This window comes from Bradyrhizobium sp. AUGA SZCCT0160 (assembly GCF_018130105.1).
Lineage (GTDB): Bacteria > Pseudomonadota > Alphaproteobacteria > Rhizobiales > Xanthobacteraceae > Bradyrhizobium.
Map to the genome: position 1 here is coordinate 585,117 of NZ_JAFCMD010000001.1, position 13,887 is coordinate 599,003.

11 protein-coding genes and 1 pseudogene are annotated in these 13,887 nt (G+C 63.0%); 4 read left to right on the plus strand and 8 right to left on the minus strand.

Going from position 1 to position 13,887, the window contains the following annotated elements:
• Nucleotides 1-3: 3 nt before the first annotated feature.
• The 5 genes from JQ558_RS02775 to JQ558_RS02795 all read right to left on the minus strand — a co-directional run bounded on the left by JQ558_RS02775 (nt 4) and on the right by JQ558_RS02795 (nt 5,940).
• Nucleotides 4-1,620, minus strand: coding sequence for an ABC transporter ATP-binding protein (locus tag JQ558_RS02775; protein ID WP_212292766.1), 1,617 nt, complete (start codon nt 1,618-1,620; stop codon nt 4-6).
• Between the two features lie 2 nt (nt 1,621-1,622).
• Complete coding sequence (locus tag JQ558_RS02780; RefSeq protein ID WP_212205660.1) at nt 1,623-2,462, minus strand: ABC transporter permease; 840 nt, start codon at nt 2,460-2,462, stop codon at nt 1,623-1,625.
• Nucleotides 2,459-3,430, minus strand: coding sequence for an ABC transporter permease (locus JQ558_RS02785; protein ID WP_212205662.1), 972 nt, complete (start codon nt 3,428-3,430; stop codon nt 2,459-2,461). Before JQ558_RS02785 ends, JQ558_RS02780 begins: the two co-directional genes overlap by 4 nt.
• A gap of 92 nt (nt 3,431-3,522) precedes the next feature.
• Entirely contained in the window at nt 3,523-5,109 is a 1,587-nt protein-coding gene (locus JQ558_RS02790) for an ABC transporter substrate-binding protein (RefSeq protein ID WP_212292767.1), read from the minus strand.
• A 57-nt stretch (nt 5,110-5,166) separates the two neighbouring features.
• A complete protein-coding gene (locus tag JQ558_RS02795) occupies nt 5,167-5,940 on the minus strand; it encodes a class II aldolase/adducin family protein (RefSeq protein ID WP_212292768.1) in 774 nt (257 codons plus the stop codon).
• Nucleotides 5,941-6,093: 153 nt separating this feature from the next.
• On the opposite strand from JQ558_RS02795, the gene JQ558_RS02800 reads away from it, so the two are divergent.
• Entirely contained in the window at nt 6,094-6,780 is a 687-nt protein-coding gene (locus tag JQ558_RS02800) for a GntR family transcriptional regulator (RefSeq protein ID WP_212205668.1), read from the plus strand.
• A gap of 57 nt (nt 6,781-6,837) precedes the next feature.
• Nucleotides 6,838-7,863 (plus strand): histone deacetylase family protein, encoded by a 1,026-nt coding sequence (locus JQ558_RS02805; RefSeq protein ID WP_212292769.1) that lies wholly within the window; start codon nt 6,838-6,840, stop codon nt 7,861-7,863.
• On the opposite strand, the gene JQ558_RS02810 is transcribed toward JQ558_RS02805, so the two are convergent.
• A complete protein-coding gene (locus tag JQ558_RS02810; RefSeq protein WP_212292770.1) occupies nt 7,860-11,324 on the minus strand; it encodes an indolepyruvate ferredoxin oxidoreductase family protein in 3,465 nt (1,154 codons plus the stop codon). The two genes, JQ558_RS02805 and JQ558_RS02810, sit on opposite strands and share 4 nt — an antisense overlap.
• Nucleotides 11,325-11,482: 158 nt before the next feature.
• Here JQ558_RS02810 and JQ558_RS02815 point away from each other — a divergent pair, with 158 nt between their 5' ends.
• The gene (locus JQ558_RS02815; protein WP_212276120.1) at nt 11,483-11,938 is read left to right on the plus strand and encodes an Lrp/AsnC family transcriptional regulator; all 456 of its coding nucleotides are present in this window, start codon (nt 11,483-11,485) and stop codon (nt 11,936-11,938) included.
• 84 nt (nt 11,939-12,022) lie between these two features.
• Entirely contained in the window at nt 12,023-12,310 is a 288-nt protein-coding gene (locus JQ558_RS02820; RefSeq protein WP_212205675.1) for a hypothetical protein, read from the plus strand.
• Nucleotides 12,311-12,402: 92 nt separating this feature from the next.
• On the opposite strand, the gene JQ558_RS02825 is transcribed toward JQ558_RS02820, so the two are convergent.
• Entirely contained in the window at nt 12,403-12,882 is a 480-nt protein-coding gene (locus JQ558_RS02825; RefSeq protein WP_212205970.1) for a tetratricopeptide repeat protein, read from the minus strand.
• Between the two features lie 147 nt (nt 12,883-13,029).
• Nucleotides 13,030-13,887 (minus strand): annotated as a pseudogene (locus JQ558_RS02830) (Mrp/NBP35 family ATP-binding protein); the annotation flags it as partial.

Below are 13,887 nucleotides of genomic sequence, written 5' to 3' on the forward strand. Positions count from 1 at the left end.
CGTTCACGCCGCCTTGGAAGATGATATCTGGCCGGGCACCGCGGCAAGAAGTTCGCGCGTATAGGGGTGCTCGGGAGAGGAGAACAGCGCTGCGGCTGATCTCAGTTCGACGATCGATCCGCGCTGCATCACCGCAATGCGGTCGCAGATCTGCGCTGCCACCCGTAAATCATGGGTGATGAACAGCATCGACAGCCCAAGCCGCGTCTTGAGGTCTTCGAGCAGGTTCAGAACCTGCGCCTGCACGGAGACGTCGAGCGCGGAGACGGCTTCATCCGCCACCAGGATTTCCGGGTCGAGCGCGAGCGCCCGTGCGATCCCGATCCGCTGCCGCTGGCCGCCGGAGAATTCGTGCGGAAAACGTTCCATGGCGCTGGCATTGAGGCCGACCAGACCCAGCAGATCGTGGGCGCGCGCTCGCGCCGCCGCAGGCTCCGCGCCGTGCGCGATCGGGCCATCGGTAATGATGTTGCCGACCTTGCGGCGCGGATTGAGCGAGGCGAACGGATCCTGAAACACCATCTGGATGCGCTTGCGCTGCTCGCGCAGCGCCTTGCCGTTGATGCGCGTCAGGTCGGTTTCACCGAGCCGCACGGTGCCGGCATCCGGCTCGATCAGGCGCATGATCAGGCGAGCGATGGAGGATTTGCCGGAACCGGATTCGCCGACTAGGCCGAGCGTCTCGCCCTGAAAAATCTCAAAACTGACTTCCTTGGCGGCCTGGACGCTGCGCGTCGGCTGAAACCAGCCGCCGCCGCTGACATAGGTTTTTTCGATACCGATCACCTCGACCACCTTCGGCCGGTCGAGCCGGGAAGCGCGCGCCGGCGGCTGCAGTTTTGGGACAGCGGCGAGCAGTGCCCTTGTATACGGATGTTGCGGCCGCTGCAGCACGTCGTCGGCTGCGCCCTGTTCGACCACCTTGCCGTGCTGGAGCACGACGACGCGATCGGCGATATCGGTGACGACGCCGAAATCATGGGTGATGAACATCACCGCCATGTTGCGGCTGCGTTGCAGGTCGCGGATGAGTTTCAGGATTTGCGCCTGCGTGGTGACGTCGAGCGCCGTCGTCGGCTCGTCGGCTACCAGTACCGCCGGTTCGAGCGCCAGCGCCATCGCGATCATCGCGCGCTGCCGCTGGCCGCCCGAGAGCTGGTGCGGATAGGCGCGCACGCTACGTTCGGGGTCGGGCAGGCCGACTTCGCGCAGCAGACCGAGGGCTTTCTGCCGTCGCTCTTTCGGCGTCAACAGACCGTGCGCCTCGAACATCTCGGCGATCTGGTCGCCGATCCGCATCAAGGGGTTGAGCGCCGTCATCGGCTCCTGAAACACCATGGCCACCCGGCGGCCGCGCAAGCCCAGCCAGCCATCCGGGTCGAGGGTCAGCAGGTTTTGTCCGCCAAAGGTAATCTCGCCGGCCTCGGCGATCACGGTGTCGGGCAAGAGGCCCATCAGCGCATGCGCGCACATCGACTTGCCGGAGCCGGATTCGCCGACGACGCAAAGGATCTTGCCGGCGGTGAGTTCGAACGACACGCCGTCCACGGCGTAAGCGCGGTCACTGCCAGGCGGCAGTGCCAGTTTGAGGTCTTTGATGACTACGGCGGCGTCAGACATGCTCAGCGCCCGTCCTTGTTGAGACGCGGGTTGAGCGCATCGTTGAGACCTTCGCCGATTAGGTTCAGCGCCAGCACCGAGATCAGGATGGCGACGCCGGGAAACACCGTGATCCACCAGGCCTGGCGAATGACGGTGCGGCCGGCGCCGACCATGTAACCCCACGACATCAGATTGGGATCGCCAAGGCCGAGAAAAGACAGCGAGGATTCGAGCAGGATCGCGGTGGCGACCATCAGCGACGCCAATACGATCACCGGGGAGAGCGCGTTGGGCAGGATCTCGCGCCAGATGATCCAGCTGTTGGTCTGCCCGGTCACGATCGCCGCCTGGACATATTCACGGGTGCGCAGCGACAGCACCTCGCCGCGCACCAGCCGCGCCACCGGCGGCCAGCTGACGATGGCGATCGCAATCACGATCGAGACGATCGACGGCTGCAGCACCGCAACCAGCACGATCGCAAGCGCAAAGCTCGGCACGGTCTGAAAGAATTCGGTGAAGCGCATCAGGGCGTCGCCGATCCGGCCGCCGAAATAGCCGGCCGCCGCGCCGACGGGAACGCCGATCGCGAGCGCCGCCAGCGTCGAGACGAGCCCGACCAGCAGCGAGACGCGGGCGCCGTAGATAATGCCCGCCATCACGTCGCGGCCGAGCGCGTCGGTGCCGAGCGGCAGGCCGGCCAGCGTGAACGGCGGCAGGAACGGCCGCTGCACCATTCGCCAGGGCGAGGTGGGGAACAGCAGGGGACCGAACACCGCGACCGCGATCGCAATCGTCAGGATCACGAGGCCGATCAGCCCGCCGGGATTGCGGAGCATCATTCGCCAAAACTGTCTCATGCGGCAAACTCGATGCGGGGATCGACCGAACGATAAATCAGGTCGGTGATCAGGTTGAAGGCCAGCACCATCGCCGAGCAAACGACGAAGACGCCGAGCAAAAGGTTGTAATCGCGCTGCAGCAGCGCCTCGTACATCAGGCGGCCGATGCCGGGCCAGGCGAACACGGTTTCGGTCAGCACGGCGCCGCCGACCAGGGTGCCCGCTTGCAATCCCGCCAGCGTCACCACCGGCAGCAGCGCGTTGCGCAGCACATGGCGGCGCTGGATCACGGCATCGCGCAAACCCTTGGCGCGCGCGGTCTTGACGAAGTCGAGACGCTTGACCTCGAGCATCGAGGCGCGGGTCATGCGGGCGTAGGTGGCCATGAAGAACAGGCCGATCGTTGTTGCCGGCATGATGAGATGGGCGCCGACATCCAGCACGTGGGCGAGGCCAGTGTAATTCGCGCCGACGGTTTCGTAGCCAAAGCTCGGCAGCCAATCCATCGTGACCGAGAACAGCAGGATCGCCATCAGCGCGACCCAGAACAGCGGCGTGGCGTAGAAGATCAGCGCCAACACCGTGATCGCGGTATCGGTCCAGCTGCCGGCGCGGCGCGCCGCCAGCGTTCCGAACAGGACGCCGAAGGCGAGCGAGATCGCGAACGCCGTGCCTGTCAGCAGCAGGGTGGCCGGAAGCCGGTCGAGGATCAGCTTTGAAACCGGCATTTGCTGCCGGAACGAAAAGCCGAGATCGAGGCTGATGATGCCCTTGACGTAGAGAAACAGTTGCACCGGCAAAGGCTGGTCGAGGCCGAACTTTTCGCGGAGCTGGGCCAGGAAGATCTGGTCGCCGGCGCCGGCTTCGCCGGCCATCACCAGCGCCGGATCGCCCGGCGCCAGCCGGATCAGGAAAAAGTTGAGGACGACGATTGCCAAGAGGACGATGACGGCCTTGCCAATGCGCTGGGCAATGAATGCGAGCATCGTGTGGATTTCCGCTGCGTTAAAGGCATGGTGTTGGAGTATCCGGCCGCGGCGAAGCGCTGGAGCGCCGCCGTGGCCGGGTGGTTACGAGATTATTTTTCGATCCACGCGTCGCGGAAACCGTCATTGACGCCGATCGCGGTCGTGACGAGGTTCTTGACGTTGCAGCGGGTGATGGTGGGGAACTGCAGTTCGAGCAGCCATGCCACCGGCACGTCGTCGGTCAGGATCTTCTGCGCCTTGGTGTAGATCTCCGCCCGCTTGGAATCCGGGAAGGCGACGGCGCCGTCCGCGAACAGCTGATCGATCTCCGGATTCGAATAGCCCTCGACGTTGTTGAACGGCGAGCCCTTCGTTATCTGGCTCGAGACGTAGTTGCGGCCGACGCCGAGCGCGGGATCGCCGTACTGGTAGAGATAGGTGAAGGCCATATCATAGTCCCAGTCGGCAGTTTTCTGGTTCCAGCCGGGGACATCGGTCGCCACCATTTCGATATTGATGCCGACATCCTGCAGATTCTGCTTCACGGCTTCGGCCCAACGCTGCCAGGTTTCGCCATAGGGCAGCGGCAGCAGCCGAACCTTCTCGCCATTGTAGCCGGCCTCCTTCAGCAGGGCCTTCGCCTTCGCCGGGTTGAAATCGTATTTCGACACCGCGTCGGTGTAGTATTTGATCGAGGAGCCGGACGGACCGGTCGCGACCTTGCCGAGGCCGTTCCAGATCACGTCCTTTGCAAAGTTGCGGTCGATCGCGAACATCACGGCTTGACGGAATTTTTTGTTGGCCGTGGGGCCGGAGCGGTTGTTGAGCCACAGCCAGGAATGCGGGCTGAAGAATTCCCACCCTGCGCCGGTGACGCACACGTTCTTGAGCTTGCTCAGACGCGGAACGTCGAAATTCTCGACCGAACCGCCCGGCAGCACGTCGACCTTGCCGGTCTCGAACGCCACCGACCGCGCCGCGGCGTCGGGAATGACGTGCCAGTAGATCTCGTCGAGGTTGGGTTTGCCCTTGATGTAGTAGCTCGGGTTCTTGACCAGCCGGATGAACGAGCCCTTCTGCCATTCCTTGAACATGAAGGGGCCGGTGCCAATTGGCGTATTGTTGGCCGGGTTGGTCTTGAAGTCGGTTCCTTCATAGATGTGTTTTGGAATCATCGGCATCGAGCCGACTTCGAAGATGCCGAGGAACGGTCCGAACGGCTGCTTCAGCGTGAACACGACGGTGGAATCGTCTGGTGTTTCCACCTTGTCGAGCTGAGCCAGATTGCCGCGCGCGCGAGCATGGGTCTGTTTGAGGAATTCGATCGAGAAGACGACATCGGCCGCCGTGAACGGCTTGCCGTCATGCCAGGTGACGCCCTTACGGAGCTTGAACGAGTAGATCTTGCCGTCTTCGCTGACGCTCCAGCTTTCGGCGAGACCCGGCAGCGGCTCCAGCTTCGGACCGTAGCGAAGCAGGCCTTCGTAGATGTTACCTGATACCATCTGGGTCGGGCCGTTCTGCACGATGCCCATCATCAGGCCCGGCGGTTCGGGCTGGATCACGGCATTGACGATGCCGCCGGCCTTCGGCTCTTGCGCAAAGGCTTTACTGGAAAGGGCTGTGCTGGAGAGCACAAGGGCGCCTCCGGAAAGGCCGCCTACCACAGCGAGACCCATAACAAATTGCTTCAGCATGACATCTCTCTCTTGATCGCCTGAGCGGCGCGCGTTGCGTTGAAGTTTGAGTGGGAGCTAGTTCGTGAAATCCGGATCTGACCGTTCCAGCATCCGCTTGAAGGCGGTCCATTCGATGTCCGGCAAACCCTGGACTTCGATGCTGTCGTAGAACGTCGCGTATTGCCCGGCGGTCTTGCGGGCGACGCTTTCCGAGAGCGGCACGATCTCGGCGCCGGCGCCCTGGACCGCGAGCTGGGCGCGGCACGAGCGCTCCAGATTGTGCATCAGCTTGAAGGCTTCGGCGACGGAACGGCCGCAGGTGAGCATGCCGTGGTTGCGCAAAACCATGACGAACTTGTCGCCGAGATCGGCGACCAGGCGCTCGCGCTCATCCAGATCGAGCGCGATGCCTTCATAATCGTGATAGGCGAGGCGGTCGGTGAATTGCATCGACCATTGATTGAGCGGCAGCAGTCCCTGCTTCTGGCAGGACACCGCGACGCCGGCGACGGTGTGGGTGTGCAGCACACAGGCCGCATCCGTGCGCGCCGCATGCACGGCGCTGTGAATGGTGAATCCGGCCGGGTTGATGCCGAGGTCCAGCGGGTCGTCGATGACGTTGCCGTCGATATCGACGGTGACCAGATTGGACGCGGTGACCTCTTCAAACCGCAGGCCGTAGGGATTGATCAGAAAGCGGTCATGGCTGCCCGGCAGCCGGGCCGAGATATGGGTGTAGATGCTGTCGTCGAGGCCGAGCCGGTGAATCAGCCGGTAGGCGGCGGCGAGATCGATTCGGGCTTGCCGGGTTCCGTCCTTGATGGCCGGGGGCGGTACGTGCGCTGTCATTATTGGAATGCACCCTTTTTGAACAGGTCCAAGGGTTGCATCGCAACTAGGCTCATGACAAGACTAAACTGTCGACAATCGACGCTTAAATTATGTACAAGTGGTAAAACCGACCAAAATCGGATAAGAACCGGCCAAAATGGACCCATTTTGATGCGCACATTGTCCCCGCCGGTCGGATTGCCAGCCCTCGCCGACACCGATCTCGTCGGTCAGGTCGCCCGTCTTTTGACCCAGGCGGTGGTCGAAGGCCGGCTGGCGCCGGGTTCCAAAGTCGTTGAAGCGGGGATCGCGAGGGAGCTTGGCGTGAGTCGGGCGCCGGTGCGTGAGGCCGCGCGGCTGCTGGAACAGCAGGGACTGCTGGTGGCCAGTCCGCGCCGCGGCTTCTTCGTGCGCAAATTCGCCGCTGACGATATCGACGACATCTATGACTTGCGGCTGTGCGTCGAGCGGCACGCGGCCGTGCTCGCCGCGCGCAACCTCACGCCGGAGACGCGCGACATGTTACGGCGGCAGATCGACGTGCTGCATCAGACCGCTGATCTGGAAGATCCCGCAAGGCAGGTCGAGGAGGACTACCGCTTTCACCGCCTGATCTGCGAGATCGCGGCGAACCGGCGGCTGTTGCGGTTGTTCGACGATCTCGCCTCGGAAATGCGCATGGTGATCGGCCTGATCGGCCGGCTGTACGACGATCCGCATGAAATCGCCCGGACACACGAACCCGTGTTAGCTGCCATCGAACAAGGCCATCCCGAACGCATCGTGGCGCATATCGACTATCACATCGGTCATGCGTGGCGCGAAGTCGGAAAACTCGTGCGGGAGATTCCCGCTTAGCCGGCGGCGCACGCTGGTGCGCGCCAGATTTCATTGACAGGAAACAGGAGTATCCGCGTGAAGGCCGTCTACACTGAACTGCACCGCAGCCACGATCCGCAATTCTTTCTGGTGCGCGGCGTCGTCCAGCGCACCACCGAACAGCCCGAACGCGCCGACCGGCTGCTCGCGGGATTGAAGGCCGGCAAGCACGAACTGGTTGCGCCCACACTATTCGGGCAGGGCCCGCGCGCACGGATTCACAGTCCGGAATATCTCGGCTTTCTCGCCGAAGCCTGGGAGGCCTGGTCCGCGCTTGGCAATGCCGGTCCGGAAATGATCGCCAACATCCATCCGGTGCGCCATGCCGCAACCTATCCGACCCATATCGTCGGCCGGCTCGGCTGGCATACCGCCGACACCGCCGCTCCGATTGGTCCCGGCACCTTTGCAGCCGCCTGCGCGGCAACGGATGTGGCGACGACGGCGGCGCAGCTTGTCATGGACGGCGAGGACGCGACCTACGCGCTGTGCCGTCCGCCCGGCCATCACGCCTACCGCGATATGGCCGGCGGCTTCTGCTTTTTCAACAACAGCGCGATTGCGGCGGCGCATCTGCGCCAGCGGCATGAGCGTGTTGTCATCCTCGATGTCGACGTCCATCACGGCAACGGCACGCAGGGCATTTTCTACGAACAGCCGGACGTGTTTACCGTGTCGATCCATGCCGATCCCACTTCCTACTATCCGTTCGTCTGGGGTTACGCGCACGAGCGCGGTGCGGGTCCCGGCCTTGGCACCAACCTCAATATTCCCTTGCCGATCGGCACCGGCGATGACGGCTACATGGCGTCGCTTGGCATTGCAAAGAAAGCCATCGATGCCTTCGCACCAGGTGCATTGGTAGTCGCACTCGGTCTCGATGCGTCGGAGCACGATCCGCTCGCGGGGCTTGCTGTGACGACGGCCGGATTCCGGCGCATCGGCGCCGCCATCGCGCGGCTCGGGCTTCCGACCGTGTTCGTCCAGGAGGGCGGGTACCTCTCCGACATTCTCGGTGCCAACCTGACTTCCGTCCTCACCGGCTTCGAAGAAGCCCGCTAGGCCGCGCGACGTTCAGGTGGCGACGACTTCAGGAGACGGACCAGATCTTCCGTCTCCTTTTGTACTTTCGCCACCGCTTCCAGCTTCACGGGGCCATAGCCGCGAATGTCCATCGGTGCCGCTGCGATCCTGGCCAGGCGTTCGATGGTGTCAGGTGAAATCCAGGGTGTGAGATCGGTCACGAGCCTTTCGTACCAGTCGATCAGGCCGCGCTCCATCTGGCGCTCGTGCGTATAGCCGAACACGTCCAACGGCGTGCCACGCAGGAATTTGAGCCGCGCCAGAATCCGGAATGGTGTCTGGATCCATTGCCCGAACTGACGCTTGAGCGGCCGGCCGCGGGCGTCCTTTCCGGACGACAGGACCGGCGGCGCCAGATGATACTTGATCGCGAAGTCGCCCTCGAACTCCTGCCGCAGCTTGTCCTCGAAACCGGTCTCCATGTGCAGCCGCGCCACCTCGTACTCGTCCTTGTAGGCCATCAGCTTGAAGAGGGACCGCGCGACGGCGGTCGCTAGCGCCTGCGAGCCGGCTACGTGACGTTCCTCGGCGGCGCGGACTTGACCGACGAATTTGAGGTAACGATCGGCATAGTTTGCATCCTGATAGGCGGTGAGGAACTCGACACGGCGAGAGATGATTTCGTCCAGCGTCTCTTCCTTTTTGGCCTGCCCAAATAGCGACGTCACAAAATCACGATCCGCCGCGGCGAGGCGCCCGCTGGCAAAAGCCTGCTTGTTCTGTTCGATCGCAACGCCATTCAACTCGATCGCGCGCATCAGCGCTGCCGAACTCACCGGCACCAGGCCCTGCTGCCACGCCGCTCCGAGCATGATCACATTGGCAAAGACCGTGTCGCCGAACAGCGCGTCGGATAGCCGGTTCGCGTCAAGACTCCTGAAATTGTCCGATCCGACGACGCGCTCGAGGTGCCGAAGTCTCGCCGCTGCCTCCAGGCTGGCATCGCGATTGCGCACGATGTCGCCGGTCGGCATCTCGGCGGTGTTGACGATCGCCCGCATGTCAGGTCCGTAAGTGCCGGACGCCTTCGGCGATGAACTCACCACGATGTCGCATCCGATCAACGCGTTGGCGGCGCCCTGATCGATCCGGACCTGGTGGATATCTTCAGGTTTGTTTGAGAGCCGGATGAAACTCAGCACCGGACCGAATTTCTGCGCGAATCCGGTAAAATCCAGTACCGATGCGCCCTTGCCCTCCAGATGCACCGCCATCGTGATCAACGCGCCGACGGTGATGACGCCGGTGCCGCCGACGCCGGTCACCAGCAGGTTGAACGGTTTCTCGAGGGAGGGGAGGCTTGGTTCAGGAAGCGCCGTCGTGCGGGCCATCGCGTCGATGCCCGCTCCCTGTTTCTTGCGGCGGGTCGCGCCTTCGACCGTGACAAAGCTCGGGCAAAAGCCGTTGACGCAGGAAAAGTCCTGGTTGCAGGTCGAGAGATTGATCTGGCGCTTGCGGCCGAACGGCGTCTCCTTGGGCTCGACGCTGAGACAGTTGGACTCGACGGAACAATCGCCGCAGCCCTCGCAGACGAGATCGTTGATGACGGCGAACTTTTTCAGCTCGGGCGCCTGGCCGCGCTTGCGTTTGCGCCGCCGCTCGGTGGCGCATTCCTGCTCATAGATCAGCACGGATACGCCGGCGATCTGTCGCAGTTCGCGCTGCACGGCGTCCAGCTGCGCGCGGGGATGGATGGTTACGCCGTTGGGAAAATCGCTCGCATGCAATTGTTCGGGCGCATCGGACACGATCGCAATCCGCGCCACGCCGTTGGCACGAACTTCGTGGGCGATGGAGTGAATGCTGATCGGTCCGTCGACGGGCTGGCCGCCGGTCATCGCGACCGCATCGTTGAACAGGATCTTGTAGGTGATGTTGGTCTTGGCGGCGATCGCCTGGCGGATCGCCATCGATCCGGAATGATAGTAGGTGCCTTCGCCGAGATTCTGGAACACGTGCTTGCCGCCGGTAAAGCGCGAGGAGGCGATCCAGTTGACGCCTTCGCCGCCCATCTGGATCAACGAACTCGTATCGCGACCCATCCAGCTCGCCATGAAATGACAGCCGATGCCGGCCAGCGCCTGCGATCCCGCAGGCACCTTCGTCGACGTGTTGTGCGGACAGCCCGAACAAAAATAGGGCGTGCGGGTCGCGCCTGATATGTTGATGATGTCAGCACTTGGGCGCAGCAGGCGTTCGGCGCGCGATGCGAGGTTGAGGCCCGGAAAGATCAGGTCAAGCCGCTTGGCGACGATCGGCGCCAGCAGCCGCGGCGACAATTCGCCGACCCAGGGCACCAGCGGGTCATTGTTTTCATCGCTCTTGCCGGCCATGTGTTCGGGCTTGTGGCCGGGATAGTCGTAGAAATATTCCTTGAACTGGCTTTCGATGATGCCGCGCTTTTCCTCGATCACGAGGATCTCGCGTTTCTCCCGGACGAATTCCAGCGCGTCGTGATGTGCGAGCGGCCACACCATCCCGACCTTGTAGATGTCGATGCCAAGCCGCCGGCATTCGGATTCGGTGAGCCCCAGGAGTTGCAACGCTTCCATCAGGTCGAGATGAGCCTTGCCTGTCGTGACGATGCCGTAGGTGGCGTCGGGGATGTCGTAGATCCTGCGGTCGATCGGGTTAGCGGCGGCAAATGCCAGCACCGCGTTCTTCTTGGCTTCCAGCCGCTGCTCGATCTGCGGACCGGGAAGGTCCGGCCAGCGGTAGTGCAGGCCGCCGGCGGGCGGTTCGAATGCCGGCGGGTTGAACAGGCGGCGCGCCGGCAATTCGACCGAGGCGCAGGACTCGACCGTTTCCGAGATCGCCTTGAAGCCGACCCACATGCCGGAAAACCGGCTCAGCGCGTAACCGTACTCACCAAAGGCAAGATATTCCGCCACGCTCGACGGGCTAAGCGTCGGCATGAACCACGCCATGAAGGCGACGTCCGACTGGTGCGGCATCGATGACGACACGCAGCCATGATCGTCGCCGGCGACGACCAGCACGCCGCCATGCGGCGAGGAGCCGTAGGCATTGCCGTGCTTCAACGCATCGCCGGATCGGTCGACGCCGGGGCCCTTGCCGTACCAGAGGCCGAACACGCCATCGACTTCGCGCGCCGGGTTGGTTTCGACCTGCTGCGATCCCAGCACGGCGGTGGCGGCCAAGTCTTCGTTGACGGCGGGCAGGAATTCGATGCGCCGTTCGCTCAGGAGTTTTTTCGCGCGCCAGAGTTCCAGATCGACGCCGCCGAGCGGCGAACCGCGATAACCGGAGACGAATCCGGCCGAGTTGATGCCGTCGGCAGAATCGCGGTCGCGCTGGTCGAGCAGGATGCGCACCAGCGCCTGCGTGCCCGTCAGCAGCACACGCCCGCTCTGGCGCGTGTATCGGTCCATCAAGGCGTAATCGTCGAGGTCTCTGCCTGTCGTCAGGGTCTGGGTCATGTCGGCCTCCCGCCGTGTCAGGTCGGTGAAAGTGTCGACCCGATCAGGCGGAAGAATTGTCCTGATTGTTCGAAATTTCCGTCTATTATGGTAGAAACTACCAGAAACGACCTGTCATTCGGTATACTTTGTCACCGCAGTCCAAAGGAGAGCCCAGCATGATTGAAGGACATGATCGACGGCTGCTGAACCATCTCCAGAAAGACGGCCGCCGCAGCAACCAGGATCTCGCCGACGACGTCGGCATGTCGCCGTCGGCGTGCTGGCGCCGGGTGCGGGCGCTCGAAGAGTCCGGCGTCATCACCGGCTATGCGGCGCTGGTCGACCGCGAGCGGGCCGGCTTCCTGACTTCAGCCATTCTGCATGTGTCGCTCGATCGCCACGACACGAACTTCGTCACCCAGTTCGTCGCGCGCGTGAAACGGCGCCCCGAGGTGCTCGAGTGCTTTGCGACGACGGGGGATGCCGACTATCACCTGCGTGTCGTCGTCGCCGACATGGCCGCCTATAACCGGTTTCTCGACGAGTTCATGTTCAAGATTCCGGGCATCCGTCACGTCCGCACCAATGTCATCCTCAAGGAGATCAAGTGCGACGTCGCGCTGCCATTCTGAAAGGGGCTGGCGCCGGGGAACTATCGCTGTCGCTGAACGTTTGTCTTCCGAATTTCGAGAACCTTTTGGTTATGGGAGAGCAAAATGATTCGTGCTGCCGCAGCAATTCTCGTGGGATCGTTGGTCATCGGACCTGCGGCCGCGCAATCGACGACGCCGTCAAGCGAAAAGCCGGAGACCAGTTGCTCGACAACGGGCTCCGCGACCTCGGGACACGGCGACGAAAAGACGTCGAATTCAATGGCAGTTGGAAAGAGCGCGATCCTTCCCGACGCCGGCGGCGCCAATTCGGCCGCACCGACGGTGCAAAGCGGCGACAAGCCCATGGTGGTCCGAAAGGATTGCCCGCCGGATTCCAAACCGAAGGGATGAGCGCATCGACGCTTCGCGAATGCTCTTGCTGCCTTCGCTAGCGGCGAGCGCGAGGATGATGCCGGCCTACCTGTCGTGAGAAGTACGTTCGCTCAATCGCACTGCTCGTAGCCGGACGACTTGCATTTCTGCGCCTTGTCGCGCGCTTCGCTGACCTGCTGCGGGGTCAGCTCCTTGGTGAGCAAAGCGAGATCCTTCTTGGCCTCGGCATTGCCCTGCGCAGCCGCCACTTCATACCACATGTAGGCGCGGACGGTGTCGGGCGATTCCTCGCCGCTGGCCTTGTAGTAGAGGCTGCCGAGCAACGTCTGGGCCTGGGGGTTGCCTTGCTTGGCGGCGAGCCGGCTCCACTTCCGCGCTTCCTTTTCGCTCTTGGGAACGCCGAGGCCCATCCGGTGCATAACCGCGACCTTGTATTGCGCGATGGCGTTGCCCTTTTCCGCGAGCGGACGAAACAGTTTGATCGCCGCCGCATATTGCTTTTTTGCAAACGCGGCCGTGGCTTCCTTCAAGCTGTCGGCATGGGCTGCGGGTCCGTTGGCGGTGAGAGCTAACAAGAGGATCGCGGTCATCAATCCAAAAATTTCTCAATAAGCGCACGATATTTCTCCCTTAAATATCTCGAAGAAAATATAACGCTTTCGTATCTCGAAAATCTGCGCGGCACAATCGCGGCGCCGCCAGCATTCGCGCTGCGATGCGATCAAGCGCCGTTTCGTTCACTCAATGATAATGCGAGGCGGCGGCCGGCTTGCTGCGCCTGACGTGATCGTGCTCCAGACATCGCGGGCGATCGCGATGTAGTGGCGCGCATGAACGCCGTCCGGTTCGGTCGCGACCACCGGGCGGCCATCGTCAGACGTCTCGCGAATTTTGATATCGAGGGGTATCTCGCCGAGATACGGAATCCCGCGCCGTTCGGCGTCCTGCCGTGCGCCGCCATGGCCGAAGATCGGCGTGAGCTTCTGGCAGGCCGGGCAGCAGAACGCCGACATGTTTTCGATCAGACCCAGGATCGGGATGTTGACCTTCTCGAACATCGCGATGCCGCGCCGCGCGTCGATCAGCGCGATGTCCTGCGGTGTGGAGACAATGACTGCGCCCGCCAGCGGCGCCTGCTGCGCCATGGTGAGCTGCGCGTCGCCGGTGCCCGGCGGCAGGTCGATGACCAGAATATCGAGATCGCCCCACGCCACCTCGCGCAGCAATTGCGTGATCGCCGAGATCACCATCGCCCCGCGCCAGATCATGGCGAGGTCTTCCTCGACTAGAAAGCCGATCGACATCACCTTGACGCCAAACCGCTCCAGCGGCTCCAGCATGCGCGGGCCGACCTGGCGCGGCTTGCCGCGCAGCCCGAACAGTTTTGGCTGCGATGGACCATAAATGTCCGCGTCGAGAATGCCGGCTTTCAGCCCGATGGCGGCAAAACCGAGTGCGAGATTGCAGGCGGTGGTGGATTTGCCGACGCCGCCCTTGCCGGACGCGACCGCGATGACGTGCTTCACGCCGGGAATGCCTGACGCGCGCGAGGTTGCGCGTGCTGCAGGGGCTGGCTGGGTGGCGGACACGGCGGG